Below are 25,588 nucleotides of genomic sequence, written 5' to 3'. Positions count from 1 at the left end.
TTCGCATTAGTGCAATCAAGCGACAATAAAATTCAATCGCTCGTGCATTCGTAGAAAAACGCGCCTTATCATTGCACCCGCGATCCAGCAATCCTAGAGGCGCAACTGATAGGAGAAGCGATGGGAACCGTATCGCGGTTTCAAGACCGGACAAGACCAGCCGCGCACCGTATCGAAAGCGAGGAAGAGGCGATAGCCACCGCGCGCCGCCTTGCCGCGGACTTTGCGCTGCAGGCGAGCGAGCGTGACATCAACCGGGTGTTTCCTCGCGCGGAGCTCGACGCCCTTTTCCAGTCGGGACTGACGGCCGTGACCGTGCCGCCTGAGAACGAGGGGCTGGACGTCGGCAATGCGCTTCTCGGCGAGATCGTTGCCATAATCGCTGAAGGCGATTCTTCCATCGGGGAGTGCCTCGAACGCCATTTCACGGTGCTCGAGGAACTCCGGAGTGAACAGAATGAAGAGCGAAAGGCACTCTTCTTCGCTCACGTCCTTGCCGGCGATCATTTCGTCGCAGCAGCTTTTCCCGAAGCCGGTGCGGCTGTTCCCTCCGGCCTCCATTATCAATTAAGCGGCCGGAGCTTGCGTGCGCCCGGCATCCTCTTTGCCGATTGGATCGCTGTCGACGCGACTGACACGCAAGGGCAATCGGTTCGCTTCTACCTTCCCCGCGAAGCCGCGGGCCTGCAGATCATCGATGACTGGGATGGTTTCGGGCAACGGACGAATGGCGCCGGAACCGCTGTCGCCCAAGGTGTCACCGGGAACGCCGAAGAGACGGACAATCAACGGCAACGCCACTCGACCAGTTCGGCGCTGGCCGCCCTACTCCATGCAGGCACGGACCTCGGCATTGCCCGGGCCGCGCTCGCCAACCTCCGGGAGGCGCCGCTCTCAGCCAGCATCGGCAAGCTTGCCCTTTCCGTGCAGGCGACTGCAGCGCTCCTGGAAAGCGCCGGCAACAAACTCGATTTTTCCCAGGTCGGCCCATCGACCGGCGCGGTCGAACTCGCGTTCTTCTCCGCTTCAGCTGCCAAGATCATGGCAAGCAGGACGGCCCTGGAAGTCGCCAACGCACTGTTCGAGCTGTCGGGCTCCGGCGCGACAAGCATCGGCCGGAATCTCGATCGACATTGGAGAAATGCGCGAATTCGCGCGAATGATGCGGCCGACGACGATCTTTACCGGGCGGCAGCAGAGCATTATTTTGGCGGTAGCTGATGCTGCTTAGTTGGCAACCGAGATAGCGACTTCCTCGTCCGCATCGTCCAGCTTGCTGCCCGACGCGACGAACTGCTCAAGCGTCATATTGTCAAGAATGTCTGCGATCGCATCGCGGACCTCAGTCATGGAGCGCCGCACCTGACAGTTTTCGGGATCGGAACAGTCGTCGCAGGCTTCGTAAGCTGTACGGCTCGCACAGCGAATAGGCGCCAAAGGCCCGTCAAGCGTGCGGATGACGTGGCCAATGCGAATTTCAGACGCCGGACGCGACAGCGAGTACCCGCCACCGGGGCCCTTTTTCGACCGAAGAATGCCGACATTTCGCAATTCGAGAAGAATCGTATCCAGGAATTTCTTCGGAATGTTGTTGCGCGAAGCAACGTCATTGATGAAGGCGGTTTCCCCCGGCGCAAGCCGCGCCAAGTCAACCAGCGCCTTCAGCCCATACTTTCCCTTTTTCGTCAGCATTTCTTGTTGCCTTACGCCCCCGTACTCTCCATCCCCATTATTCAGCAAATAACGCCAAAACCGTGAACACACAACAAATAGCTATTATTTATATAGTTTATATTCGCCTTCTGCTCGCCCCGGGAACGACTCCGGAAGGCGAAAGAGCTCGACCTTCTCCGAGAAGCCCTTGAGCGCGTGCCAGCCCACCGAGACGGCCTCGGCCTGAGCCTCGCACCGGAATGCATCGGACATCAGGAGCGGGACGCGAAGATCTCCGCATGCCGTTTGGATGCGGCTGACCAGATTCACGTCGGGACCGATCAACGTGAAATCGAGGCGGCGACCGGATCCGATATTGCCGTAGCTGACTTCGCCATGGTGCAGGGCGATGCCGACGTTGAGAGCGATATCGCCGAACTCGAATTTATCGATCTCACGCAGAATGTCCTTGGCGGCGATCAATGCCGAAGCGCTACTGCGGGCCGGATCATAGCCAGGAAAGAACGCAAGGACGGCATCGCCCATAAATTTCAGAACTTCGCCGCCTTCGCGCGTGATGGCGGGAATGACCTTGTCGAAATAGGCGTTGAGCAACTCGAGCACGCTGTTGCTTGGCAGCCTGTTGGATATCTCCGTGAACCCGCGCAGATCGCAAAGCAGAAGAGCCGCCTCAATGGACTCGATCTCGCCCTGCCGGACTCGCCCGGCGAGGATGCGCTGCGCTGTGAGCGGACCGATATAGGTGTCGAGCAGGCTGAGTTCGACTTGACGCATCACCCGCAATTCGCAGGTGTTGCGCAACGCCGGGAGGATCCGCTCGAGAGCCTGGATTTCGGCAGGTGTAAAGCCGCCGGGCCGCCGGGTCCCGAAGGCAGCCGCGCTCACCGGCCCGTCGGCATTGCAAAGAGGCGCGATCATCAATTGCACGAGGCCACGGCCTGCAAAGATATCGATATCCTGCCAGCGGCCGTGCATGCTGTCACCCAGCCCGACAACCAGCGGCTCGCGGCTGTCCATGACCTTGCGCAAAGGACTGCTGGCAAAGGTCTGGCGCGCGCTGTGTTCGCGATCGTGGATCTCGACCGGATCGCCCGGAGCCCAGGCAAGCGTACGGCCAATCAGTTCCGGATGAAGCGTCATGAGATGAAGCGTCATGCGATCGATAGGCAGTCCGAGTGCCAGTAGGCGGCGGCCGAGGGTGGAGATCAGGCCGGGCTCATCGAGCGCATGGCATTCATCGCCGGAGAGCCACTCGATCAACGACAGCAGTGAGTTTGTATTGCCTGCTACGCGATCTGTCTTTGAGGGGCGGGTCTCGGTTTCGATTTGGAGGATGCGGTTCATGGCGTTTCTCCCTGGTGGCGGAGTGAGGCGCTAGTGAGCGCCGCCCCCGGACAGATGACCCGGCTTCTTCAGCAGCAGCGTTGCGAGCAGTGCGACGAGCAATGCGGCACCGAGCACGAAGAATGTGTCGCTGAAGGCCATGATGTTGGCCTGCTTGCGCAGCTTGAGCGCGATGGCGACGACGGCCTTGTTGGTGGCAACAGCCTGATCGCTGACACCGTGACTCATGAAGTAGGCGGTCAGTTTCGCTACACGATCCCGAGTGGCTTCTTCGAAGACCGAGATCGAATTCGTCAGGATATTCGAATGGAATTGCTCGCGCTTGCTCAGAAAGGTCTGCAGGCTTGCGATGCCGACGGCGCCTCCGAGGTTACGCATCATGTTGAAGAGCGCGGATGCGGAACCTGCATTTTCCTGTTCGATGCCCGCTGTTGCGACGGCCGAGAGCGGCGCGAAGACAAGCGCCTGCCCGACGGCGCGGATGACGTTTGGCCAGAAGAGCTGGTCACTCGCATAGTCGGCGGTCATGTAGACATTCATGAAATTCGAAGCGGCAAACAGCGCAAAACCGAAGGCGATCAGTAAGCGAACGTCAAAACGCTTCATCAGGCGGGGCACCAGCGGGATCAACAGCAGCTGCGGAATGCCCGTCCAGGCGAGGACCATGCCGATCTGCTCGGAATTGTAGCCCTGGATGCGCGACAGATAGATTGGAAGAACGAAGGCAGAGCCATAAAGGGCGATCCCAAGCAGGACGTTCGCCACAATCCCGAAGCCGAAGTTGCGACGGACGAGGAGCCTGAGGTTTAGCAGCGGATGGGCGGTCTTCAGCTCGATAATGAGGAACAGCGTCAACGACACGACAGCGATGATCGACAGGCGGACGATGAAATCCGATCCGAACCAGTCCTCCTTGTTCCCCTCTTCCAACACCGTCTGCAGGGCGGCAAGGCCGATTGCCATGGTGATGATGCCCGGCCAATCGCCCTTGGCGAGCAGACCGAGTTTCATCGGAGCGCGATCGAGCGACGCCCAGAGCATTCCCACCATGAGCAAACCGGGAACCAGATTGACGTAGAAGATGAACTCCCAGCCGTAGTTCTCGGTCAGATATCCGCCGATGGTAGGCCCGATGGCAGGAGCAAAGGTCGCCGAGAGGGCAAAGAGGGCCAGACCGATCGGCTGCTTGGGCTTCGGCAGAAGCGTGATGATGATGGTGAACGCCATGGGGATCAGCACGCCGCCCGCAAAGCCCTGAACGGCGCGCAGCACGATCATCTGCTGGAGGTTCGCCGCGAAAGCACAGGCGACGGAAAATAGCAGGAACAAAATGGCGTTGGTCAGGAGATACTTGCGGACGGAAAAGACCTGAGCAAGCCAACCGCTGAGAGGGATGACCACGATCTCCGCAATCAGGTAGGAGGTCGAAATCCAGCCACCGTCGTCCTTGCCCGCGCCGATCGCACCCTGGATATCCGCGAGCGAAGCGTTGACGATCTGGATATTGAGGACGGCCATGAACGCGCCGAGCGTCGAACCGACGACGGCGCTCCACATGCGAAAGGCGCTCATCGCAGCTGCGGGCTTCGGAGCCGCAGCGTCCACTGGACGCGGGCTGGAATTGTTGGCGACGATCTGAAGTGTAGCCATGACGTCTCTCCTTCCGGCTATGCGGAAACAATCTCATGACGAGGTTCGGCTGATAATTCGGGAAAGGAGGGAAGGATCATCCAGTCAGGCTGGATAATCCTTCCCGGTACCACCTACCTGACGGCCGCTTTGGTATCGATCTCAGGCTCGACGGACATTCCGGCGCGAAGCAAACCGCTCACTTTCTCGTCGTCGATGACGATCTTTACCGGGATGCGCTGGACGATCTTGGTGAAGTTGCCGGTCGCATTGTCAGGGGGTAGCAGTGAGAACTCCAGCCCGCTCGCTGGTGAAATACTGTCGACATGGCCCTTGATTTCCACGTCGGGGAAACTGTCCACCTTGACCTCGACAGGCTGCCCGGCGCGTACATGAGTGAGCTGTGTTTCCTTGAAGTTGGCGACGACATAGACGGAATGCAGCGGCACGACCGCCATCAACTGCGTCCCCGAGGTTACGAACTGTCCGACTCGAATGGTGCGGGCGCCGACGGTGCCGTCGACCGGAGCGATGATCTGTGTATAGGAAAGGTTAAGTTCAGCCTGATGCTGGGCGGCGGCGGCGCGCTCACGCTGCGCGACAGCCTGCTCGCGCTGTGTCTGAAGAACGGGCACCTTCTTTTCCGCGGCGACCAGCGCCGCCCGATCCCGTTCAAGTGCCGCCTGCGCCTGATCGCGAAGTGATTGGCTCTGTTCCGCCCGCGACTGCGTACCGACACCATTGGTGATCAGCCGTTGCGAACGGGCCGCATCGGAGCGAGCAAAATCCAGCGTCGCCAGTGATGCATCGATCGTCGCCCTGGCTTGGCCGATGATCGACTGCTGCAGTTCGATCTGCGCATCGAGATTTGTGATGGCTGCAGTTGCGGCCTTGACGTCGGCCTTGACCTGGGACAATGCGGCCTGATGGTCGCGATCGTCGATCTTGGCGAGCACCTGCCCAGCCTCGACTGCATCGTTATCACCGACAAGGACTGCGGCGACATAGCCCGAGACCTTCGGTGCAACGGTCGTATAGTCGGCCTTCACATAGGCATCATCAGTGGATTCGATGAAACGGCCAACCGTCCAATAGTGATGGCCGTAGTCCGCCACAAAGGGGGCACCGGCAAGAAACGCGGCAGCCAAGATCGCCCGCTTAACGAGCTTGCGACCCTTCTTGCCTTTGGCTTCGACGGCAGAGGCAACGTCCGCTGCCGGTGCAGCCGGGGCTTCGGTGACCCTTGCAACCTCGGGCTCGCCAGCCGCCTCGAAGGCTTCCTTGCGGGGTAATTCGACCATTGTCCTTCTCCAGTGGTTTGCCTCGTCAGGCGAGGCTAAATTCGATGAGACAGACAATGCGTCGTTACACGCGATCTGATAATCTGCTTAAATCGGGAAGGATCATCAACTCAGAGCGGATAATCTAGGGGGTGCAATGGATCGGCTGACGAGCCTCACAGTCTTTGGTCGCGTGGTGGAGTGCGGCGGCTTTTCAGCGGCCGCGCGCCGTCTCAACATGTCGGTGACGATGGTCGGCAACCACGTGCAGTCCCTCGAGGACAGGCTGGGCGTCAGGTTGCTCAACCGCACCACGCGCAAGGTCAGCCTCACGGAAACCGGCAAGTACTACTACGAACGCTCGGCTCAGATACTTGCCGATCTCGAGGAAGCCGACAGCACGGCCGGTGCAATGAGCTCGACACCGCGCGGCACGCTCAAGGTCTATACCAGCGCGGCCATCGTCCGCTTCCTGCTGCCCGTCGTCAGCGAGTATCTTGAGCTATATCCCTCGATCGCGCTCGACCTGAGTGTTGGGGAGAGGATGATCGATATGGTCGAGGAAGGTTACGACCTCGTGATCCGCACCGTGCCGCCACCGGATTCGAGCCTTGTTGTCAGGAAGTTGACGCCATGGCGCCATATCCTGGTCTGCTCGCCGAACTACCTTGAGAACCATCCGGCGCCACAGGTCCCGGCGGATTTGGCAAATCACAACTGCCTCCAATATACGTATTACCCCTACGGAGACGAATGGCGCTTCGAAGATGCAGATGGCGCCCAGATGAGTGTGAAGATTGGCGGCAACGTCGTATCCAACAGTGCCGAGACCCTGCGGCACCTCACGACGACGGGCCAGGGCATATTCCTGGCACCAAGTTTCGTTGTGTTTGATGACATCGCCTCCGGACGATTTGTCCGGGTCATGCGCGACTATCGCGCCGTCGAGTTCAGCATCAATGCCATCTATCCGAACCGCAACCACTTGCCGACGAAAGTTCGCCTGTTCATCGACCTCCTCGCGGAGCGCTTCGCGGAGCACCGGAAATGGATGACGTGAGGGCCTTGGTCAGTTCGTGTTCTGCGTCGGCGGCGGTGCGGTGCTGGGGCTGCTTGCCCCTGCCGGTGCTCTCGGTGCAGGGCTGCTGCCGCCGCCCGTCCAAACGCTGAACGCCAAGAGGACCGCGGCAATCACGAAGGCGACAGCGCCCAGCAACGCCCAGGCGGACAGGCTGCGCCCTTCTCGGGACAGCGCCGTTTCCTGCGCTTCGTAAGCAGTTTGCCGATCGCTGGAATGATTGTCCGGCCTGTTGTCATTGGCGGTCATCATTGCACCTCTGGCAACGAAACGCCGGCGGCGTTCGCCAAGTTCCAAGAGATCAGATCAGAGGATCCCGTCCTTCGGCAGCGGCGAGGTTCAGTTCGCGGGCGATGTCCTCCGCGTCCCTCTTGCTAAGGCCGACGAAATCCCTTCCGTCCGTTGCCGCCGGCAAGGACGTCAAGGTATCGACGATCGTCCACCTGCCACGCGGCTCCTGACGGATTTCGTAACGGGGAAGATCCTCGGATGGACAAGCTTCATCTGTCACGTTCTTACCGCTACCTCAGAGTGCTCCTGGGCCACATCTGGCGCGATGCATGGCTTTTGCAAGGCATCTCTGCCTACGCCTTTACATCCGGAACGTTCGCTTTCAATTCCTTGAGCCATATCCGGGCGTTGCCGTCCGACGGCGCGCGCCAATCTCCGCGGGGAGACAGGGAACCACCCGACGTCACCTTCGGGCCGTTCGGCGATGCCGACCGCTTGAACTGGCTGATCGTGAAGAACCGAAAGAGGAAGACCTCCATCCAGTGCTTGATGACAGGCAGATCGAAACTGCGGCGCTTGTCGGCGGGGAAATGCGGCGGCCAGACGCCGACCTCGGCGTCCCGCCAGGCATTGTAGGCAAGGAAGGCGATTTTCGACGGGCGAAGCCCGAAACGAGTCGTGTAGTAGAGTGCGAAGTCGTGCAGATCGTATGGGCCGATCTTGTCCTCCGTGCTCTGCATGACGCCATTTTCATCGGCAGGCACCAGTTCCGGCGAAATCAGCGTGCCAAGAACGCTTTCCAATGTCGCATTGGCTTCCTCGTTGAAATCCCCTGAGCGGATCACCCAGCGGATCAGGTGCTGGATCAAGGTCTTGGGCACCGATGCGTTGACGTTGTAGTGGCTCATCTGGTCGCCAACGCCGTAGGTCGACCAGCCGAGGCCGATTTCCGACAGGTCTCCGGTTCCCAGCACCAGCGCGTTTCGCTGGTTTGCCGCGCGGAACAGGAAGTCCGTGCGCAGGCCGGCCTGGACGTTTTCGAAGGTTGTATCGTAGACCGACTCGCCGCCTGCGAAGGGATGCTTCAGATCCTTTAGCAACTGTAGCGCCAACGGCCTGATATCGACCTCCTCCGCCGTGACGCCCATGCTGCGCATCAAGGCCCAGGCGTTCGACTTGGTGGCGTCGCCCGTCGCAAATCCCGGCATGGTGAAGCAAAGAATATCCGAGCGCGGCCAGCCGAGCTGGTCGAAGGCACGCGCCGCGACGAGTAGCGCATGGGTGGAATCGAGCCCACCCGAAATGCCAATGCAAAGCCGCTTGATGCCGGTCGAGCGCAGCCGCTTCATCAGTCCCTGCACCTGGATGTTGAACGTCTCATAGCAATCCAGATCGAGGCGGCTTTCGTCAGCCGGCACGAAGGGGAAGCGCGCAACATGGCGTTTGAGGCCAATGTCGCCCTTCGGCTTCTTGAACTGGAACCCTACTCGCCGGAATTCGCGACCGGCGGTAAGAGTGAGCGTCGCCGCATCATTGAACGTGCCCGTTCGCAGCCGCTCCAGCCGCAGTCTCTCGACATCGATGTCCGCAACGCACATCTGCGACGAAATTGGGAAGCGGTCGGTTTCGGCAAGCAGGCTGCCGAGCTCATAGATGCAGGCCTGGCCGTCCCAAGCGAGGTCCGTCGTCGATTCGCCGGGGCCGGCTGCTGAATAGACATAAGCCGACAAGCTGCGCGCCGATTGTGCCGAGCACAAAAGCTTGCGGGTCTCAGCCTTTCCGACCGTTATGTTGCTGGCCGAGAGATTTGCGAGAATCAATGCGCCGGCCAACGCGCCGAAATCGCTCGGCGGCGCCGGAGCCCAGAGGTCTTCGCAGATCTCGATATGGAAGATGAAATCATCCATGTCCTCGGCGGCGAAGACGAGATCCGTGCCGAATGGCACCACCTCGCCGGCGGCACGAATGCTCTCGCCTCGTACGTCTCGTCCCGACGCGAACCAGCGCTTCTCGTAGAATTCGCGATAGTTCGGGAGATGCATCTTCGGAACGACGCCGAGAATACGACCAGCGTGAATGGCGACCGCGCAGTTATAGAGCCGACCGCCACTCTGCAGCGGCGCGCCGACAAGAAGTACCGGCGTCAGGTCGCGACTTGCCCGGACGATATCGCTGATTGCAGCATCCACACCCCTGAGAAGCGCATCCTGCCCCAAAAGGTCGTCGATCGCGTAGCTGGAAATCCCGAGTTCGGGGAACACCATGAGGCCAACACCTTCGGCGTGTCCCTGCCGCGCCAGTTCCAACGTTGCCTGCGCGTTGAAATCGGGATCGCCGATCTCGCAATTCGGGGTGCAGGCCGCGACACGGACAAAACCTTGATCGTAAACCGAATAGAAATTCACCAATGCCTCCAGCAGTCACGCGCCTTATGACTGACCATTACATCCAAATGCCTCCGGGCAAAACCTGATCTCGCCCACCCGGCAATCTTATTCGACATCGCTCATGCAAGCGGTAAATAGTATCGTTTAAAATGAATGACTTATCGACAGTTGTGACAATGTGAAAATCAACATCACTGCCCAGAATAAAATTACCAAACTGTCATAAAACTATGGAAGAGACAGCCTATATCGCTCGCGCGCACACTTCGATTTACCCTCTTCCAGAGCGATCAATGTCCAACTTTATCCGCGTCCGCGCCGGGCTGCTTCGGGAAACACATCCCGGTGAGCGTCGCGTTGCGTTGACGCCGGAGGACGTGCGGCGGCTTTCCAAGCGTGTGTCGGTTCGTTTCGAGCGCGGTTGCGGTGTCGGCGCGGGCCACGTTGATGAGGCCTATGTCGTCGCCGGCGGCGAACCGGCCGAGTTCGCTGATATGGTGCCCTCCTCGGACATATTCGTGAGCGTGCGGCAGCCGGCAACCACGCGGGTATTTCCAGCGACCGCGACCCTCGTTTTCCTTGGTTCGCACGCACCCCTGGCCACCCGTCTTCCCAGCGGAGCGCGACCGCTCCACCTCGACATCGCCCGCCTCTCCTGTGTGCAGGGGGTCAAGGGCGCCGACATCTCATCGAGACAAGCGGCAATCACCGGCCACGCCGCCGCCCTTGAGGCCGCCAGGCAGTTCGGCATTTCGCACCCAATGTTGATGGTGGACGGCAGCTTCGTGCGGCCGGTGAGAATGGCTGCCTTGGGCGGCGATGCTGCAAGCCTGCAGGCATTGGCGACCGCCCGTCGCCTCGGCGCACTGACTCATGGCTTTGGCCTTGCCAAGGATTCGCAGGACAAGATCGAACGGCTCGGGGCCAGATTTCTCGGCACGACCCTAGCTCCGATGCCCTTTCCCCGCGCATTGCCGGAGCAACAACTGGCACGGCTTCGCCGAGAGCTTTCGGATCCCCTCTCGAAGATGCAATTGATCACCACAAACGCCGTGATACCCGGTCAAACTGCCCCTCTCCTCCTCGACGAAGACATGCTTTCGCGGCTGAGTCCAGGAACGGTCATTGTCGACCTTGCCGCAGAAAACGGCGGAAATTGCGCACTGACGCGAGCCGACGAAGTCATCAACGTCTTCGGCGTGCGGATCATCGGCTCCACGACACTTGCGAGCCACGAGGCTGCCGAAGCGAGCCGGCATTTCAGTGAGGGTGTGAGAAACCTGCTGGAACACCTGATCAACACGGATGGTGTTCTTAGGCTCGATCCATCCGATCCCACCGCTGCCGCGCTGCTGAAAGAAGTGGCCAAAACGACGCGCGCGTCATCGTGATTCAGGCCCAGCGTTGACAAAAGGATGAGCCGCAGGGCGATGCAAATGCTGCGATGCAACAATATTATCCGGATGACATCCATATAAAAAACCCTTTGAATACCAAACTGTTACAGGTTGCATTAGCAACCTCTTCTTGCGCAGAAAGTGACAGTTGCGATTGCGCAACACCCCGATTTCGCTTTGCAGCAAAACCCAATTTTTGTCTGTATCTATTATTGATACATTTAACGGGAAATGTAATTTGGCGCTGCGGACGTACCGCGTTTCCCGCAAGGGCTTGTACGAAACAATTTGGGGTAGGTAGAGCCGGTTTCGGCAGTGATGACCTGTGCCCAATCGACAAAAGATTGGACTGAGAATGAACATTAAGATGATCCTTATGAGCTCGGCGGCGGCCCTGGCTGCCTTTACGAGCGCCCAGGCTGCTGACGCCATCGTTGCTGCTGAGCCGGAACCAGTTGAATACGTCCGCGTTTGCGACGCTTACGGCAGCGGCTACTTCTACATCCCGGGCACCGAAACCTGCCTGAAGATCAGCGGTTACATCCGTTTCCAGGTTAACGCCGGCCCGAATGCCAGCGCAACCACTGGCAACGGTACCTATGTTGCGAATGACTCCGACTGGGATGCCTACACCCGTGGTCAGGTCCAGTTCACCGCCAAGAGCGACACCGAATACGGCCCGCTCACCGGTGTTATCGTCCTGCAGACGAATGCCGACAACTCTAAGTCGCAGGCATCTTTGCTTGACTCCGCTTACATCGACATCGCTGGCTTCCGCGCCGGTCTGTTCTACAGCTGGTGGGACGATGGTCTCTCGGGCGAAACGGACGACATCGGCAGCAAGGTCACGCTACACAACTCCATCCGTTATCAGTACGAAGCTGAAAACTTCTACGCTGGCATCAGCGTTGACGAGCTGGAAGACGGCTACTTCAGCGCTGGTGAAAACCCGAACAACGTCGGCGTAGCAGTCGGCATCGGCGGCAAGGCTGGCATCTTCAGCTACCAGATCACGGCCGGCTACGACACAGATAACGAAGAAGGTGCCGTTCGCGCCATGGGTACCGTTGCCGTCGGCCCGGGCACCCTCGGCCTCGCAGCGATCTACTCCAGCGGCCCGAACTCCTACTATCAGACCGCCGAATGGGTTGTCGCGGCTGAGTACGCCATCAAGGCGACCGACAAGCTGAAGATCACCCCGGCCGCTCAGTACTACGGCAACTACGGCATCGTCGCGGGCGACTTCGACGACAACAACGACGCCTGGAAGGTCGGTGTCACAGTTGATTATCAGATCGTCGACAACCTCTACGCCAAGGCAACCGTCAATTACTTCGACTCGGACAAGGCTGACGACGTCACGACGGGCTTCTTCCGCCTCCAGCGCGCATTCTAACTAAAAAAGCGGCGCCGCGTTTCCGCCTCTCTCCGTTGCTAAAGTCACGGGGAAAGGCAGCGCGGCGCCGCGCTTTAAGAGTTCTGATCAGATTGACCTCCGATCAGTTAGGAGGGGTGGCACGGGTTCCCTGCCCGGCCGCCCCTTTCCAGTTTAAGGATGAAATTATTCGGCGGGGTGGCGATCGCGCACGAGGCTAGCATCCGCCGAGTGCTGATGTCCGGCAGATTTCTCGGCCTCGAGTCGACGCAGCTCCGCCACACTGTCCTCGATGGTCACCGAACCAAGCATGTCGACGACAGCCTGCTCCGCTCGATCACACAGAAACTCCGAAAGGTCGCCGATATTCTCACCCACGAGTCCCTCATGCGGAATATCGTGCCGAGTCGCCCAGATCTTCTTGTCACCGGTCACGGCGGCATAGATCTGGCTGAGCAAAATCTGGTCACGTGGTCGTGCCAAACGAATGCCCCCCTTGCCGCCCTGGGAGGTAGCAAGAATTCCGTTCTCATTGAGCGGAAGCAACAGCTTGCGGACAAAGCTTGCGCTTGTATCGAGCCCTTGCGCAAGTGATTGGCTCGTGGTGCGGAGATTGGCCTCTTCATTGACGGCAACGCTGATGACAATCTGTAAAGCGGTCGAAAAGCGCGTGTCGATCATGCTGAGCTAAGGCCTTGCGTCGGAAGCCGGAGAGCACAGATATTTACCGCTAAAACTCATTGTCAAGAACGCGTGGTTGAAATCACGCCAACTTGACTGAAACCTCGACAGGCGCGTGTACGACCACCGTACGATGTGTACTGCGAAATGAGCCAAAAGCCGGGCCGCGGGGGCCGCACCCTTCAGACTCCTCCCGAGGTCCCATCACGTGATTTCGATTTTACGCCGAGACTTACCTGCAATACGCTTCCTTCCGCTAGAAATTTCAACCGGGGAGAGACGCCATGAGACGCAGGTTTGCCTATATCGCGGCCGCTTTGGCCTTTTCAGCGGTCGGGGTCCATGCTCAGGACACCGCCATGAGTTTCTTCGTGACCAGTGTAAATCCAGGCAAGGGTGGCGATCTCGGTGGTCTCGCCGGTGCGGACGCCTATTGCAACACGCTTGCCACGGCCGCTGGCTCGACGGGCAAGACCTGGAAAGCCTATCTTTCCACCGACGCCGAAAATGCAAAGGACCGCATTGGCTCTGGGCCCTGGTATAACGCCAAAGGCGAAAAGATCGCCGACGACGTGGCCTCTCTGCACAGCGACAAGAACAACCTGACCAAGCAGACCGCGCTCAATGAGAAGGGCGAAATCATCAACGGCCGAGGCGACACGCCGAACCGGCACGACATGCTCACCGGTTCGAAAGCCGATGGCACTGCGGCGCCGGAGACATGCGGCAACTGGACGATGGGCGGCGCTGAAGGTGTCGCGATCGTCGGCCACAGCGACCGAACAGGCCTTGATGACTCCGCCCAAGCGAAGTCGTGGAACTCCTCGCACCCGACACGCGGCGGCTGCACCGTCAAAGCCTTCAATGGGACTGGTGGCGACGGCCTGTTCTACTGCTTCGCAGCGAATTGATCGCATAGAGGACAGCGCATTCAAGGCTCGTAGTCTGGGACGATGCCGTGCTCTAAAGCCAGCCGATACGCCGAAGCACCCAGAGCGTCGCAACGGATGTGATCGTCACGAATACGACAATGATGATGAAAGCCCAGGTGTCGTTGACCCCCGGAATGCCTCCGACATTCATTCCGAACAAGCCGGCCACGACACTCGGAGGCAGTAGCAACGCCGCCAGCGCCGCCAGCCGGTTGGAATTGCGCGCGATGCGCTCGCTGATCACCGTCGAAAGGTCGTCGTGCAGAATACCCGTACGGTCGCGGATGGCATCGAGGTACTCGATGAAGCGCATCAGCTTGTCGATCACCTCGCGCATCCGCAGCTTGTCGCGCTCCAGCAGCCATGGCGCATCATCATGCTCGATGCGGTTCAACGCATCGCGCTGCGGCGCCAGATAGCGGCGAAGCTGGACAGAACGCCGACGCAGCAGCTTGAGGCGTTCGCGCACTTGGCCTGCCTCGCCGTGAAAGATCATCTCGTCAAGCTCGTCCACCTCCTCGTCCATGGAGTCGAGCACTGGCTCCAGGTCGCGCACAAGCTTGTCGCCGATCAACGCCAGCAGGTCACCGGTGCGTAGCGGGCCCTTGCCTTTCTGGAGCGCCTGGCGAATGTCGCGAAGGGCGGTAATGTAGTGACCGCTGTCCCGCAGCGAAATCACCTTGTTCGCATCGACCCACATATGGAGCGGCACGAGATCGATGTCGGTCTGCTTTTCCGACGCTTCGTCCGGCGCAGTCGCACAGACGCCGCGAAGGATGATCAGCAGGCCATCGTTGACTGGCTCGACGCGAGGCCGTGTTTCCTCTTCGAGAAGAGCTTCGGTCACGAAGCTATCGAGACCGCTTTCCCGGTTGACCCAATTGGCCGCCGCCGCATGGTCGCGCTCGAGGTGCAGCCAGATGATCCCATCTTCCGGCTTCCACATTTGCGCCCGGGCAATGTCCAACTGCGTGCAGCCGCCACACCCGTCCAAGAGCAAGGCGAAGCGTAATCCCGGCTCCGCGCCATAGGTCAGCTTAGAGGTAACTGCCGTCTCCATCGCGCCCCGCATATAGCTAGAGGGAACCAAAAAATGCAGCCGACACAAAAGCTTGGCACCGGAGATTCTAGCAGGTCGCGATAAAGGCGCAAGACCGGCGGAATCGGCACCGGGATTCGGCAGCCACCGGCTTCGGTGCTTAAAATAGGTCGCCTTCCTCTGCCAAGGCGATTTCAACGCCGGTCAGATTAGCGTATTATTCCAGTGCAACCGTGCGGGCCGATCCATGAAGGAGGGCCAGATTGATCACGACAACCACCGACGACCGCAACTGGTCACAAGGCTTCAGCGCATCTCACGATGGTGCGGCTCCACGCAACGTTCGTGATCTCACCAGCCATGCCGATATTGTCGTGCTGCTGCCCGATCCAGCCTCGGCACAAACCTGCCTCGATCTGGCCGACGACGCGGCCGATGCCGTGCAGGACAACATTGCCGCCGTGCACATCGGTGCCGATCCACTGTCGATGCTCGTATCCGCCGAGGAAATCGAACTGCAAATGATGCGCGACCTGGAGGAAGGTTCGACGCACGAGCGGTACGAACACGTCAGGCAGCTGTTCGAGGAGTGGAAATTGCATGCGCCTCACCGGCAAGACCTGATGCTCGGCGATTGCCAGGGCGATCTGCGCCGCTGCGTCAGCACTGTCTGCCGGAATGCATCGCTTGTCGTAACGCCCTACAGAGGCAATCTCGACGCTCGTGATGCCTTTCACGATGTCCTCTTTCATGAAGGCAAGCTGGTGCTGGTCCCCCCAGCCAGTGGCTATCGGGGGCACCTGCTGGACCACGTCCTCGTTGGCTGGAAGCCGCATGACCACGCACGACGGACAATGGTCGCCGCAAGGCCCTGGCTTGCCGCCGCCAACCGCATCACGGTGCTCTGCGTCGATGACAAACCGAACAGGCACTACGAGAAGTCGGCCAGGGAAATCTGCCATCAGCTGGGGCTGGATGCCGAGATTGTCGTTACCTCGTCATCGGGCCGCTCGGTCGGCAACACCATCCTCGACTTTGGCACGTCGACGAACGCCACCTGCATTCTGATCGGTGCGTTCAAGCACGGTTATCTGCTCGAGCTGCTTCTCGGCCGCGTCACCTATCGCCTGCTGTCCCATGCCACTATTCCTCTACTTATGAGCCATTGATGGAGCCGACTAGACCGGCGCTTGATCGACGCCGCGCGCGACAAGGCGCGGAACGCTTCGTGCGGGTCAAACCGCCTGTTCACGCAGACAGCTAGGAGGCGAATATGTCCCGAATATTCAATGAAAATTTGCGTTCACGGATCATGACGGCCGAGGACGCGGCATCGCTGATAACCAGCGGCTCGACGGTGGGGATGAGCGGCTTTACCGGATCGGGTTATCCGAAATCAGTACCGCTTGCACTTGCGGCCAAGATCGAAGCAGAGCATGCGGGGGGCAATCCTTTCCATCTTCGTGTCTGGACTGGCGCCTCCACCGGTCCCGAACTCGACGGCGCGCTCGCCCGAGTGAACGGCATCGAGTTTCGACTGCCCTACAACTCTGATCCATACGCCCGCGAAAAGATCAACCGAGGCGAAATGGAATACTTCGATATGCATCTTTCTCAGGTCGCGCCCATGGCCTGGCAGGGCTTTCTCGGCCCCCTTGATACCGCGATTGTCGAAGTCTCCGGCATTCGCGCCGATGGCTCGCTTATTCCGTCCTCCTCGGTCGGCAACAACAAGACCTGGCTCGACCGCGCAGAGAAGGTCATACTCGAGGTCAATCGTTGGCAGAGTCCGGCGCTCGAAGGCATGCACGACATCTATTATGGCACGGCACTGCCGCCGCACCGGGTCCCGATACCGTTGGTTCGGCCGGATGACCGGATCGGCGAAACGGCGTTCCGCTGCGATCCCGACAAGATCGTCGCTATTGTCGAGACCGATGCGCCGGATCGCAACTTGCCCTTTACGCCGCCGGACGACGCCGCCAAGGCCATTGCCGGCCACCTGCTGGAATTCTTCGGTCACGAAGTTGCCAAGGGGCGTTTGCAGGCTTCGCTTCTGCCAATCCAGTCCGGCGTCGGCAATATCGCCAATGCCGTGCTGACTGGCTTGATCGACAGCCCTTTCGAGAACATGACGGCATTTACCGAGGTCATCCAGGACGGCATGCTCGACCTGCTCGATGCCGGTAAGCTCAGGATGGCTTCCGCGACCGCCTTCTCACTCAGCCCGGAGGCGGCACGTCGTCTTAACGAGAACATGCCAACCTATCGTGACAGGATGGTGCTGCGGCCGCAGGAGATCAGCAATCATCCCGAACTGATCCGCCGTCTTGGCTGTCTTGCGATGAATGGCCTGATCGAGGCTGATATCTACGGCAATGTTAACTCGACCCACATCATGGGCTCGCGCATCCAGAACGGTATCGGCGGCTCCGGGGATTTTGCGCGCAATGCCTATATCTCCATTTTCATGACTCCATCGACTGCCAAGGGCAGCAAGATTTCTGCGATTGTGCCGCAGGCAAGTCGTGTCGATCACATCAACCAGGACGTCCAGGTGCTGGTGACGGAACAGGGCCTTGCGGATCTGCGCGGGCTTTCGCCGAAGCAACGCGCGCGGACGATCATCGACAACTGTTCCCATCCCACCTACCGGCCCGCTCTTCTTGACTATTTCGAGCGCGCGCTTGCCGGCTCTTACGGTTTACAAACCCCAACCTTGCCGAAGGAAGCCTTGTCGTGGCACCAGCGCTTTATCGATACCGGCTCGATGTTGTGACGGAGCCAGGTTGCCATCCAAGCCATTGTTGTACGCTGGTGGCCGCTGTCTGCGCAAAGCCGTCAGTTGCCAATGATCGCCCCAAGCGGACGCGTTCCGTTCCGCGATGGGTGTTGCCGTTGAATCGGGTGTTGGCAGGAGAGAATTCGCCGGCCGCCCTTTATGAAGCGATCGACGCCGTAAGGTCTGATTTCTCCTCGGTCCGGAGGTTGCCGCATTCGTGCTGACTGACGATGTTGTGTGAAAGATCGCCGGATCCTCGGCGGTCAGACCGTTGCGAGACTGCAGAACTGACTATACGTTTCGTCATCCAACCTCGACGGGAGCGGAAAATGCAAATTGATCTTACTGGTAAGAGGGCGCTGGTCACAGGATCAACGGAAGGCATCGGCTACGCAATTGCCCGCCAGCTTTCAAGGGCTGGAGCGGATGTCGTTGTCAACGGCCGGTCCGAAGACAAAACCGCAAAGGCCGCCGCACGGCTCAAGAGCGAAGGTCCCGGTGGCAAAGTCAAGTCTGCTGCCGCCGACCTCTCAACCGCCGAGGGGTGTGCAGCGCTTGTCGCCCAAATTCCTCAGGTAGACATCCTGATTAACAACGCGGGCATCTTCCAGCCAATCGACTTTTTCGACGCTGAGGACGAGGTCTGGGATCGACACTGGCAGGTCAACGTCATGTCCACCGTCAGGCTCTCCCGCGCCTATCTCCCAGGCATGCAGAAGTTAAACTGGGGCCGCGTGATATTCCTGGCCTCCGAATCCGGTTTCAACATTCCGGTCGAGATGATCCACTATGGCGTCAGCAAGACCGCCGACATCGCGGTTGCCCGTGGTCTCGCCAAGCGCATGGCCGGCACGGGCATCACAGTGAACTCTGTCCTCCCTGGGCCCACGCTTTCCGAAGGCGTAGAAACGATGCTTGCCGAAGAGCAAGCTAGAACCGGACTGCCGCTGGAGGAGGTCGCTGCCGCCTTCGTCAAGCAGCATCGCAGCAGCTCGATCATTCAACGTGCCGCCACCGTCGAGGAAGTCGCCAACTTGGTGACCTATCTTGCGTCGCCGTTCGCTTCCGCGACCACGGGCGCGTCCGTTCGCGTGGACGGTGGGGTCATCGACACTCTCTGACAACAGACTTTTGCCGGGTTCGACCGGCCTGGAGCCACTACTCGGGAAGAGCAGCTCTCACGCCGGTGAACCGCAACTCCATGGTCCTTGATCTCTGCGTGCCGCGCCTCCGATGGCTGCCTCGTGGCAGCCGGCAGAGCGCAGAGCAGGACGCAAAGGCGCGGGAACTCGTCCCGCGCGATGGCGACGGGCGCTAAGCGTTCTGGTCTGACCCCTTGGGCAGGTTCGCCCATCCGAGTGCGTGGTAGAGGATAATCGCTCCGATCGTCGCGGTACCAATTCCGTCAAGCGTAAATCCCCCGACCGCGAGCTTGAAGTTGCCCGCACCCAGCACAAGCGCGACGCCAACCGTGATGAGGTTGCGCGGCTCGGCGAAGTCGACCTTGTTCTCGACCCATATGCGGCCTGCAGTCGCCGCGATGAGACCGAAAACGACGATCGAAAGCCCGCCGATAACAGGTCCGGGGATCGTCTGGATAAGGGCGCCGAATTTCGGCGAGAACCCGAGCAGGATGGCGACCGCGGCCGCAACGAGGAAGACGAGCGTGGAGAAGATGCGCGTTACCGCCATCACCCCCATGTTTTCGGCATAGGTCGTCATGCCGGTACCGCCGAAGGCACCCGAAACCATGGTCGCGATACCGTCGCCGATGAAGGCGCGGCCGAGATAGGGGTCGAGATTGCGCCCCGTCATTGCCCCGATTGCTTTGATGTGCCCAAGATTTTCGGCAATGAGGATAACGACGACTGGGGCGATCAGCGTGATCGCGGAGCCGGAAAAGACCGGCGCCGTGAAGTGAGGCCAACCGAACCAAGGGGCCGCCGCGACGCCGGAAAAATTGATCGGCGCGCCGTGGCCCAAACCGTTCGCGACAAAGAAATAGGCGAGATAGGCGAGCGCGCCGCCGAGAAGAATCGGCAGGCGGCGGGCAATGCCCGGCGCGTAGACCGCGACCAGGCCGACGGCGGCGAACGTCAGAATTGCGACCCAGCGCGAGAGCTGGTCGCCCTCAGGGTTGGCAGGGCCAATGCCCGAGGCGCTGGATATGGCGATCGGCGCGAGCACAAGCCCGATTGCGGCGACGATTGCGCCGGTGAGGACTGGTGGCATTAGCCGTTCAATCCAGCGATGACCGGCGAGCGCGACCGCGACGCCGATCAGCGCATAAATCGCCCCCGCGGCGATGATGCCACCGAGCGCCAGCGCGATGTTCGGGTTGGGTGCCCCGGCGACCGCCCCCGTTGCAGCAAGAACGGGACCGATGAAGGCGAAGGACGAGCCGAGATAGCTCGGCACGCGCCCGCCTACGGCGACAAAGAAAATCAACGTCGAAAGGCCGGAAAACAGAATCGAGACGTTGGGGTCGAAACCCATGATTATCGGAGCAAGCACCGTTGAGCCAAACATTGCCACGACATGCTGGAGGCCCAGCACCATCGTCTGCCCTGTGGGCAGCCGCTCGTCGGGCAGAATGCGCCCCTCCGTCTTCAGCCGCCAACGCGGAAAATAGCCATTTGTGTCGCGCATCGCTCGCCCCGTTCCGTTCGATTTCGCCAAGCGACCTTGAAGAATTTTGAGATGGGTCGGAGGCGCTAAATAGAGTTATCGGTCATCCGAATACTCAACCGTCGCTAGGCTTAGACTTCTTGTACCGGCTTACCCGATGCTTCGATACTGATATCGGCCGCCGCTGTCATGGGGTCGGAACACTTTCCCACAACATCGACCCGCTGAATGATTCAGGCGAGGAATAAGCTGTCGGACAATACCTGTCGGCCGAATGACCGCTTGCGGTGCATCCCGGCCGAAGCTGTCTTTTGGGCGAGCGTCGACCACCTGGCGGCAGAGCACTCATTCCGATGCCAGCACCGGATTGCCCGGTCGAAACTGTGTTTCGTAGAAGATCCGGACTGACAGGACTACCCCAGCAATAAGAATGGCGACTCCTGCGGTTTCTACAGCGCTCGGCCATCGCACATGGACTGCCAGCCCGCCGATGACACCAAACGCGGTTTCCGAAACGATCAATTGCGCGGCCAGTGCGACAGGCAAGTTTCTTGAGGCAATGTTCCAGGCCCACACGCCGCATACCGTTGCCAGTAGTGCGAACGATACGCCCCAAACATAGAGCGAGCCGGCGGAATGCCAGCCGAAGCCGAGCTTGGGAAGCTGGAAGAGACCCATTGCAGCTCCGGCCGGGTAGAAGGCAAGCATCAAGACGCCTCCACCGACGAGAATAAGAGCGGACCACACACCAGATGGCATGTCAGGCCGGGCGGCCAGTGCGGCCTGGTTGGAAATCGCGAACCAGACCCACAACGCGACCGCTGCAAGCGCCAATGGAACGCCGATCCAGAATGAACGGACAGAATCCAATCCTTCGGCCGTGAATACCGTACCATTGACCAACATTAGACCGACCAGGACCAACATGAGGGGCATCAGCAGAAACCGCCATGGCAATGATGCCTGCCGTTGATTGCCGATGACCATCAGAGCGATTGGAACCAGACCAAGAAAGGCGGGAGCAATTACTGGCCCCGCAAAAATGGCAGCTCCCGTTACCGTCAGGAAGTAACCGACATAGCCAATGAAGGAGAGCCAGATCGTGGAAAGCACGTTTCGGAGCGTGAGATATTGTACCGCCCCCTTATTCGAAAACAGAACGCACAAGCCGACCAATGCGGAGGCTACATGGCGGACAAGGGCAAAATCAAAGGTCGAATAGCCACCAATTATGAAGGGCACAACGAAGTTGAGCGAAAAGGCAAAAGCCGCGAAGAGTGCGGCAAGTACGCCTATGTAGAAGCCTTTTTCCATCGTCCTGCCCTCTGGTCTTCCAAACACCGGTACATCCTTGGCTGCTGCCCTGTCGACGATCTTCCAAAATCGGCGTTGAGCAACCGAGCGTTTGCGCGCGCGTTGGACTTGCCCAACATCGCGTCGGATTAGAGCGGCCGAATGTATACGGCGTGTGTTTGTTGAGCGTCGATTTGTACCGGAATGTACCTTAGGTCGCGGGTGCCGAGGTGCCGACGCATTCCAGGACGAAGGGCAAATTGACTTATCTGGCGCGATCCGGACGTGATTGATCTTCTGCAGCCAGCCGGATTCGCCAAACGAACCTCAAAGTTTTCCCGAGGGTCGATCGGGGCATGGGCTCTCAGCCCTGCCTTACCTTCTGCTCCAGGCCAAGAACGGCCGATAGTGTCGCTGGACTATAAGCAGAGTTCGATCGGGCTGGATGACATAGATCTCCTCGACCTCACGCCCCGTCTGATCCGTGAACGTATGGGGGAACGAAGAGCCGATCGGCGCCTTCGTCAGCTTCGTTCGAGGCTGGCCGCCATAGGTTATGCTGCCGGGAATAGGCGCATATCCTTCCCCCGAATAGGAAACCGACGTGACCGCGCAACCCGCAACAAGAACTGCCATCATCGCCGCCGCTACTATTTGGATCATCCTCAGGCCCCCAGGTTATAGTCAGATTCTCGCACATGTAGTCACCGCCGATCAATGGTGTACCTTATTTCTCGATGTGTTTGTCGCAGAAAGCGATCGGACGCTTGAGGCTGCCTAAGGCCTGAGCGATCCAGATTGTTTGGTCTGCTGCTGCATAGGCGCAATGCGCCCCTCGCACCCAGAACCGCGGAAATGTTCGCCCTGGCGTGACCGCCATCTCAATGCGAACGGCGCGCCGCGAGCAGCTTGTCACCGGACAGCTGCCGGCCCAATGCCATCGGAATGAACAAAACGATTTCCATGACTTATCGGAGGAATTCAAGGTGTGGACATTGTATCGCAATGTATCCAAAGATCCGTTGGATACAGAGACATGCAAGCCCGCAGGCCGTAAACATACGGCGGATACATCAGGGGCGTCGCTAGCAGTGCAATAATGGAGATCGCGCGATGGAGCACATCGACCACATCCTGATCGTCGATGACGATCGCGAAATCAGGGAGCTCGTGTCGAGCTACCTGAAGAAAAACGGCCTGCGTGTCACCGCCGTCGCCGACGGCCGGCAAATGCGCGCATTCCTCGACGCGAACTCGGTCGATCTCATCATCCTCGATGTCATGATGCCCGGCGACGATGGCCTCGTTCTGAGCCGCGAGTTGCGGGCCGGACGACACAAGGCCGTTCCGATCGTCATGCTGACAGCGCGCACCGACGAGATGGATCGCATCATCGGTCTCGAGATGGGCGCAGACGACTACCTGGCCAAACCATTTTCGGCACGCGAATTGTTGGCGCGCATCAAGGCCGTGCTCCGGCGTACCCGCATGCTGCCGCCCAATCTGCAGGTGTCGGAAGCCGGCCAACTGCTGAGCTTCGGCAAGTGGAAGCTCGATACGACAGCACGCCATCTTGTCGATTCCGACGGAACGGTCATCGCACTCAGCGGCGCCGAATATCGCCTTCTGCGCGTCTTTATCGACCACCCCCAACGGGTGCTGAACCGCGATCAGCTTCTCAACCTGACACAGGGCCGCGACGCCGAGCTTTTCGACCGCTCGATCGACCTTCTGGTCAGCCGTGTCCGCCAGCGGCTTGGCGACGATGCCCGCGAACCGACCTACATCAAGACCGTCCGCAGCGAAGGCTATGTCTTCTCCATGCCGATCGAGATCACCGAGGCCCGCTGATGGCGACGCACGCCCTTCTGAATGGATTTCGTCTGTGGCCGCGCACCCTCGGAGCGCGGCTATTTCTTATTCTGCTTGCGGGCCTGGCGGTCGCCCATGCCATGTCGTTCACCGTGCTGTTTTTCGAGCGCTACACGGCCGCCAGATCGGTGATGTTCAACACCCTCGAAAACGATGTTTCGACCTCGATCGCCATCCTCGATCGCCTCCCGCCAGACGAGCGCGCCGACTGGCTCGATCGCCTTGACCGGGGAAGCTACAGCTTTGTTCTGGGGCCGGGCCTGCCAGGAAAACCGGCGCTCGATGCACGCGGCACCGAATTTGCCGCCAAGGTACGGGCGGCGATCGGGCCGAAATTTCCGATCACGGTCGAAACCATCCCCGGTCCGAATTTCCGCCTTCAGGCGCATCTCGCCCTCAGCGATGGAACGCCCCTGACGATAGACGTCAATCCCGCGGGCATTATGCCCCTCGCCGACTGGCTGCCCTATGTACTCGCCGCGCAACTGGCTTTGTTGGTCCTCTGCAGCTGGTTTGCCGTGCGTCAGGCCATTCGTCCTCTCGTCAATCTCGCAAAAGCGGCTGACACACTTGATCCGAACGTGAAGGCCCTTCGCCTGAGTGAGACGGGACCAAGCGAAGTCGCCTATGCCGCAACCGCCTTCAACGCAATGCGCGAGCGCATCGCTCAATATCTAGAGGAGCGCGTCCAGATACTTGCAGCCATATCGCATGATCTGCAGACGCCGATCACGCGCATGAAGCTCCGGGCAGAAATGGCCGAGGATTTCGGCGATCGGGACAAGTTGATGCAGGATCTCGGCGAGATCGAACGTCTCGTCAAGGAAGGCGTCGCCTATGCTCGTAGCGCCCACGGCAATGTCGAAAAACCTTCGCGCATCGACCTGTCCTCGTTCATCGAGAGCCTTGTCTACGACTACCAGGACACCGGCAAGGCCGTTGCTATCAAGGAGATGAGCGGCGGCGCGATCATGACGCGGCCGCATGCCTTGAGGCGCGTTTTGACCAACCTCATCGACAATGCACTGAAGTTCGGCGGCAGCGCCGAGATCGAGGTGAAACGCCGCTCCGATGAGGGCATCGTGATCAGCGTGCTCGATCACGGCCCCGGCATTCCGGATGATCAGTTGGAAGCCGTCCTCAAGCCTTTCTTCCGGCTGGAACAGTCGCGAAATCGCGACACCGGCGGAACCGGACTTGGCCTTGCTATTGCCGTGCAGCTGGCCGCGGCAATCGGTGGGTCGCTGACGCTGCGCAACCGCGACGGCGGTGGCCTCGTGGCGGAAATCGCCATCAACAAAACCGCGGCTTAACCCGCCGCCGGGCACACTCTCCAATAAAAAGAGCGGCAGCCGTGACGGCTGCCGCTCCTCAACATCACACACCCGATCTGACGGGGAGGACCGTTTTTCTTATCTCGTCAGACGAGGTTTATGGTGACGTTGATATTGCCGCGTGTTGCCTTGGAATACGGGCAGGTCTGGTGTGCCGCGTCGACAATGGCCCGCGCAGTTTCCTGATCAATGCCCGGCAGGCTGACGTTGAGGCGTGCCTGAAGAGAGTAGCCGCCGGTGCTGCTGCAAAGGTCCACCTCGGTATCAACCGCAAGGTTGGCCGGAAGCGCGACCTTCAGGCTGCCGGCGGCAAAGCCCATTGCGCCAATGAAGCAGGCCGACCAGCCGGCGGCAAAAAGCTGCTCGGGGTTCGTCCCCTGCCCCGTGCTGCCCGGCGAGGACAGCTTGACGTCAAGGCGACCGTCGGAGCTGTGCGATGCTCCATCGCGGCCGCCGGTCGTGTGTGTCTTACCAGTGTAGATGACTTTCTGGTTCTCACTCATACTGTTCTTCCTTTCGACGAAATGGACGCCGCCGAGGCCCGATTGCCTCGCTTGCGGTCGAACACAGATGGCGCTCCGCACGTGTCTGGAATGTTTCGCCGTCACGCTGAAATGTAACCAACTCCCCCA

The 25,588-nt window shown here is 59.8% G+C and carries 23 protein-coding genes; 10 read left to right on the top strand and 13 right to left on the bottom strand.

Annotation, left to right across the window (positions count from 1 at the left end; translation table 11 throughout):
• Positions 1 to 120: 120 nt before the first annotated feature.
• Positions 121 to 1,221, top strand: coding sequence for a monooxygenase (locus tag IB244_RS17630; RefSeq protein WP_018857327.1), 1,101 nt, complete (start codon positions 121 to 123; stop codon positions 1,219 to 1,221).
• A 6-nt stretch (positions 1,222 to 1,227) separates the two neighbouring features.
• Here IB244_RS17630 and IB244_RS17625 read toward each other — a convergent pair whose 3' ends face one another.
• The 4 genes from IB244_RS17625 to IB244_RS17610 all read right to left on the bottom strand — a co-directional run bounded on the left by IB244_RS17625 (position 1,228) and on the right by IB244_RS17610 (position 5,948).
• A complete protein-coding gene (locus tag IB244_RS17625; protein WP_018117230.1) occupies positions 1,228 to 1,692 on the bottom strand; it encodes an RrF2 family transcriptional regulator in 465 nt (154 codons plus the stop codon).
• An 84-nt stretch (positions 1,693 to 1,776) separates the two neighbouring features.
• Positions 1,777 to 3,018, bottom strand: coding sequence for an adenylate/guanylate cyclase domain-containing protein (locus IB244_RS17620; protein WP_018117229.1), 1,242 nt, complete (start codon positions 3,016 to 3,018; stop codon positions 1,777 to 1,779).
• Between the two features lie 30 nt (positions 3,019 to 3,048).
• A complete protein-coding gene (locus IB244_RS17615; RefSeq protein WP_018857326.1) occupies positions 3,049 to 4,668 on the bottom strand; it encodes an MDR family MFS transporter in 1,620 nt (539 codons plus the stop codon).
• Positions 4,669 to 4,781: 113 nt separating this feature from the next.
• On the bottom strand, positions 4,782 to 5,948 hold the full coding sequence (locus IB244_RS17610; protein ID WP_192304922.1) for an HlyD family secretion protein: 1,167 nt from the start codon (positions 5,946 to 5,948) through the stop codon (positions 4,782 to 4,784).
• Between the two features lie 136 nt (positions 5,949 to 6,084).
• Between IB244_RS17610 and IB244_RS17605 the strand changes: the two genes are divergently transcribed.
• Entirely contained in the window at positions 6,085 to 6,987 is a 903-nt protein-coding gene (locus IB244_RS17605; protein ID WP_025660030.1) for a LysR family transcriptional regulator, read from the top strand.
• A gap of 9 nt (positions 6,988 to 6,996) precedes the next feature.
• Here the strand turns inward: IB244_RS17605 and IB244_RS17600 are convergent, their stop codons facing one another.
• From IB244_RS17600 to IB244_RS17590, 3 genes are all read right to left on the bottom strand, one after another.
• Positions 6,997 to 7,254, bottom strand: a complete 258-nt coding sequence (locus IB244_RS17600; RefSeq protein ID WP_246734434.1) for a hypothetical protein — start codon at positions 7,252 to 7,254, stop codon at positions 6,997 to 6,999.
• Positions 7,255 to 7,306: 52 nt separating this feature from the next.
• Positions 7,307 to 7,516: a hypothetical protein gene (locus IB244_RS17595; protein WP_018117224.1), complete on the bottom strand. Its 210-nt coding sequence runs from the start codon at positions 7,514 to 7,516 to the stop codon at positions 7,307 to 7,309.
• A 73-nt stretch (positions 7,517 to 7,589) separates the two neighbouring features.
• Positions 7,590 to 9,641 (bottom strand): NAD(+) synthase, encoded by a 2,052-nt coding sequence (locus IB244_RS17590; RefSeq protein WP_192304918.1) that lies wholly within the window; start codon positions 9,639 to 9,641, stop codon positions 7,590 to 7,592.
• 275 nt (positions 9,642 to 9,916) lie between these two features.
• Between IB244_RS17590 and IB244_RS17585 the strand changes: the two genes are divergently transcribed.
• Together IB244_RS17585 and IB244_RS17580 are read left to right on the top strand one after the other, a co-directional pair.
• Entirely contained in the window at positions 9,917 to 11,014 is a 1,098-nt protein-coding gene (locus IB244_RS17585; RefSeq protein WP_192304916.1) for an NAD/NADP transhydrogenase subunit alpha, read from the top strand.
• A 361-nt stretch (positions 11,015 to 11,375) separates the two neighbouring features.
• Positions 11,376 to 12,416, top strand: a complete 1,041-nt coding sequence (locus tag IB244_RS17580; protein WP_018857319.1) for a porin — start codon at positions 11,376 to 11,378, stop codon at positions 12,414 to 12,416.
• Positions 12,417 to 12,581: 165 nt separating this feature from the next.
• Here the strand turns inward: IB244_RS17580 and IB244_RS17575 are convergent, their stop codons facing one another.
• A complete protein-coding gene (locus tag IB244_RS17575) occupies positions 12,582 to 13,076 on the bottom strand; it encodes an RrF2 family transcriptional regulator (protein WP_018117220.1) in 495 nt (164 codons plus the stop codon).
• 284 nt (positions 13,077 to 13,360) lie between these two features.
• Between IB244_RS17575 and IB244_RS17570 the strand changes: the two genes are divergently transcribed.
• Positions 13,361 to 13,987 carry a hypothetical protein gene (locus IB244_RS17570; protein WP_018857318.1) on the top strand — a complete coding sequence of 209 codons (627 nt, stop codon included), beginning with the start codon at positions 13,361 to 13,363 and terminating at the stop codon, positions 13,985 to 13,987.
• Positions 13,988 to 14,039: 52 nt separating this feature from the next.
• Here IB244_RS17570 and IB244_RS17565 read toward each other — a convergent pair whose 3' ends face one another.
• Positions 14,040 to 15,068, bottom strand: coding sequence for a CorA family divalent cation transporter (locus IB244_RS17565; RefSeq protein ID WP_025660036.1), 1,029 nt, complete (start codon positions 15,066 to 15,068; stop codon positions 14,040 to 14,042).
• Between the two features lie 242 nt (positions 15,069 to 15,310).
• Here IB244_RS17565 and IB244_RS17560 point away from each other — a divergent pair, with 242 nt between their 5' ends.
• From IB244_RS17560 to IB244_RS17550, 3 genes are all read left to right on the top strand, one after another.
• Positions 15,311 to 16,216, top strand: a complete 906-nt coding sequence (locus IB244_RS17560) for a universal stress protein (RefSeq protein ID WP_018857316.1) — start codon at positions 15,311 to 15,313, stop codon at positions 16,214 to 16,216.
• A gap of 104 nt (positions 16,217 to 16,320) precedes the next feature.
• Entirely contained in the window at positions 16,321 to 17,826 is a 1,506-nt protein-coding gene (locus IB244_RS17555) for an acetyl-CoA hydrolase/transferase family protein (protein WP_018857315.1), read from the top strand.
• 332 nt (positions 17,827 to 18,158) lie between these two features.
• The gene (locus IB244_RS17550; RefSeq protein ID WP_018857314.1) at positions 18,159 to 18,950 is read left to right on the top strand and encodes an SDR family NAD(P)-dependent oxidoreductase; all 792 of its coding nucleotides are present in this window, start codon (positions 18,159 to 18,161) and stop codon (positions 18,948 to 18,950) included.
• 193 nt (positions 18,951 to 19,143) lie between these two features.
• Here the strand turns inward: IB244_RS17550 and IB244_RS17545 are convergent, their stop codons facing one another.
• From IB244_RS17545 to IB244_RS17535, 3 genes are all read right to left on the bottom strand, one after another.
• Positions 19,144 to 20,478 (bottom strand): solute carrier family 23 protein, encoded by a 1,335-nt coding sequence (locus tag IB244_RS17545; RefSeq protein ID WP_018857312.1) that lies wholly within the window; start codon positions 20,476 to 20,478, stop codon positions 19,144 to 19,146.
• Between the two features lie 324 nt (positions 20,479 to 20,802).
• The gene (locus IB244_RS17540; RefSeq protein WP_192241566.1) at positions 20,803 to 21,771 is read right to left on the bottom strand and encodes a DMT family transporter; all 969 of its coding nucleotides are present in this window, start codon (positions 21,769 to 21,771) and stop codon (positions 20,803 to 20,805) included.
• Positions 21,772 to 22,125: 354 nt separating this feature from the next.
• Positions 22,126 to 22,389 carry a hypothetical protein gene (locus tag IB244_RS17535; RefSeq protein ID WP_409564072.1) on the bottom strand — a complete coding sequence of 88 codons (264 nt, stop codon included), beginning with the start codon at positions 22,387 to 22,389 and terminating at the stop codon, positions 22,126 to 22,128.
• 474 nt (positions 22,390 to 22,863) lie between these two features.
• Here IB244_RS17535 and IB244_RS17530 point away from each other — a divergent pair, with 474 nt between their 5' ends.
• Both IB244_RS17530 and IB244_RS17525 read left to right on the top strand, forming a co-directional pair.
• Entirely contained in the window at positions 22,864 to 23,601 is a 738-nt protein-coding gene (locus tag IB244_RS17530) for a response regulator (protein WP_018117210.1), read from the top strand.
• Complete coding sequence (locus IB244_RS17525; protein ID WP_169682251.1) at positions 23,601 to 24,935, top strand: sensor histidine kinase; 1,335 nt, start codon at positions 23,601 to 23,603, stop codon at positions 24,933 to 24,935. Before IB244_RS17530 ends, IB244_RS17525 begins: the two co-directional genes overlap by 1 nt.
• Positions 24,936 to 25,042: 107 nt before the next feature.
• Here the strand turns inward: IB244_RS17525 and IB244_RS17520 are convergent, their stop codons facing one another.
• Positions 25,043 to 25,459: an organic hydroperoxide resistance protein gene (locus IB244_RS17520; protein ID WP_018117208.1), complete on the bottom strand. Its 417-nt coding sequence runs from the start codon at positions 25,457 to 25,459 to the stop codon at positions 25,043 to 25,045.
• Positions 25,460 to 25,588 lie beyond the last annotated feature (129 nt).

The organism is Rhizobium sp. RHZ02 (genome assembly GCF_014851575.1).
Classification (GTDB): Bacteria; Pseudomonadota; Alphaproteobacteria; order Rhizobiales; family Rhizobiaceae; genus Rhizobium; species Rhizobium altiplani.
This window is presented reverse-complemented; position numbering and strand designations above follow the sequence as displayed.

What these genes read in the sequence shown, in the direction of transcription:
- IB244_RS17630 (WP_018857327.1), top strand. Translation starts at nt 121, where the DNA reads ATGGGAACCGTATCGCGGTTTCAAGACCGGACAAGACCAGCCGCGCAC.
- IB244_RS17625 (WP_018117230.1), bottom strand. Translation starts at nt 1,692, where the DNA reads ATGCTGACGAAAAAGGGAAAGTATGGGCTGAAGGCGCTGGTTGACTTG.
- IB244_RS17620 (WP_018117229.1), bottom strand. Translation starts at nt 3,018, where the DNA reads ATGAACCGCATCCTCCAAATCGAAACCGAGACCCGCCCCTCAAAGACA.
- IB244_RS17615 (WP_018857326.1), bottom strand. Translation starts at nt 4,668, where the DNA reads ATGGCTACACTTCAGATCGTCGCCAACAATTCCAGCCCGCGTCCAGTG.
- IB244_RS17610 (WP_192304922.1), bottom strand. Translation starts at nt 5,948, where the DNA reads ATGGTCGAATTACCCCGCAAGGAAGCCTTCGAGGCGGCTGGCGAGCCC.
- IB244_RS17605 (WP_025660030.1), top strand. Translation starts at nt 6,085, where the DNA reads ATGGATCGGCTGACGAGCCTCACAGTCTTTGGTCGCGTGGTGGAGTGC.
- IB244_RS17600 (WP_246734434.1), bottom strand. Translation starts at nt 7,254, where the DNA reads ATGACCGCCAATGACAACAGGCCGGACAATCATTCCAGCGATCGGCAA.
- IB244_RS17585 (WP_192304916.1), top strand. Translation starts at nt 9,917, where the DNA reads ATGTCCAACTTTATCCGCGTCCGCGCCGGGCTGCTTCGGGAAACACAT.
- IB244_RS17580 (WP_018857319.1), top strand. Translation starts at nt 11,376, where the DNA reads ATGAACATTAAGATGATCCTTATGAGCTCGGCGGCGGCCCTGGCTGCC.
- IB244_RS17575 (WP_018117220.1), bottom strand. Translation starts at nt 13,076, where the DNA reads ATGATCGACACGCGCTTTTCGACCGCTTTACAGATTGTCATCAGCGTT.
- IB244_RS17570 (WP_018857318.1), top strand. Translation starts at nt 13,361, where the DNA reads ATGAGACGCAGGTTTGCCTATATCGCGGCCGCTTTGGCCTTTTCAGCG.
- IB244_RS17565 (WP_025660036.1), bottom strand. Translation starts at nt 15,068, where the DNA reads ATGGAGACGGCAGTTACCTCTAAGCTGACCTATGGCGCGGAGCCGGGA.
- IB244_RS17555 (WP_018857315.1), top strand. Translation starts at nt 16,321, where the DNA reads ATGTCCCGAATATTCAATGAAAATTTGCGTTCACGGATCATGACGGCC.
- IB244_RS17550 (WP_018857314.1), top strand. Translation starts at nt 18,159, where the DNA reads ATGCAAATTGATCTTACTGGTAAGAGGGCGCTGGTCACAGGATCAACG.
- IB244_RS17545 (WP_018857312.1), bottom strand. Translation starts at nt 20,478, where the DNA reads ATGCGCGACACAAATGGCTATTTTCCGCGTTGGCGGCTGAAGACGGAG.
- IB244_RS17540 (WP_192241566.1), bottom strand. Translation starts at nt 21,771, where the DNA reads ATGGAAAAAGGCTTCTACATAGGCGTACTTGCCGCACTCTTCGCGGCT.
- IB244_RS17535 (WP_409564072.1), bottom strand. Translation starts at nt 22,389, where the DNA reads ATGATGGCAGTTCTTGTTGCGGGTTGCGCGGTCACGTCGGTTTCCTAT.
- IB244_RS17530 (WP_018117210.1), top strand. Translation starts at nt 22,864, where the DNA reads ATGGAGCACATCGACCACATCCTGATCGTCGATGACGATCGCGAAATC.
- IB244_RS17525 (WP_169682251.1), top strand. Translation starts at nt 23,601, where the DNA reads ATGGCGACGCACGCCCTTCTGAATGGATTTCGTCTGTGGCCGCGCACC.
- IB244_RS17520 (WP_018117208.1), bottom strand. Translation starts at nt 25,459, where the DNA reads ATGAGTGAGAACCAGAAAGTCATCTACACTGGTAAGACACACACGACC.